The sequence below is a fragment of the Oleiphilus sp. HI0128 genome (assembly GCF_001635365.1).
The window spans coordinates 1-960 of the sequence record NZ_LWGG01000342.1; the positions used below are offsets into that span (position 1 = coordinate 1).

At 46.4% G+C, this 960-nt stretch carries 1 protein-coding gene; it reads right to left on the reverse strand.

All coding sequences use genetic code 11. From position 1 onward, the window contains the following. On the reverse strand, positions 1-960 hold a 960-nt coding region (locus A3763_RS04355), incomplete at both ends, for a response regulator (protein ID WP_156494902.1).

The following is a 960-nucleotide window of genomic DNA, read 5'->3' on the forward strand; positions in this document are numbered from 1 at the left end:
AGTTCCTCAACAGTTCGACAATAAGCTCTTTGCCATCAAATTCGGTTTTATCATCGTGTTCAAGAGCTGGAGGAGAGTCTATACATTGAACTGAGTCTGTATCGCCTATTTGTTCACTGATTTGCTCTCCCGCATGATCAGGATCAATGAGAACATGCCTTAGTGCCCCTTCAATTTCATTGATTTTACGCCGACTTTCGCTCAGCTCATGAGTTAGTGCTGCCAGGGCATTATCAGTCTGTAAAGGCTTACCTTCAACCTGTTCTGGCGACAGTTCTCTTTGGTCGATAACCAAGGCTAAATAAGGTTGACCGGACTCGTTAACGTATTTGATGGAAGCGTGCCATACAGCCTGCTCGCCGGGTTCACTCATCAAGTCTATTGAGTAGGCCGAATCGGGCTTTTCGACTAACGCTTTCTCCAGTTGAGAGAGTAGCTCTGGCAAAACGAAGTCGCTAATGGGGCGCCCTAGTAGGCTGGACTCGGATGATTCACCAAGTTTGTGGCTAAATTCTTGTAGCGCTCTATCATTCGTGTAAGCAATATTGAGTTGCTCGTTGATGACGATAATAAGTTCTTCACTAATATCCAGAACGTTAAGCAACTTCGAATTAAGTTCGGATAACTCTTCTTCCAGGGCTTCTCGTTTAGCGATCTCGTTGCGAAGCTTCTGGTTTTCCTGGTTCGCGATCCAGCACCTTCTTACGCTTAGCTGACTTTCTACGCGGGCGATTAGTTCTTTATTATGATAGGGCTTGATGAGGTAATCATTGGCACCTTGGCTCAGGGCGCTGACAATATCGGATATTTGATGCCGTGCTGTCAGCATGATGATGGGGAGTTCATAGCTGTCGAACTGCTTCCGAACCAGGGTGCAGACTTCAATGCCGCTCATTTTTGGCATCATAAAGTCGAGTAATATCAGGTCAGGTACTTGTTGGTTGAGCCTGGCTAGAGCGC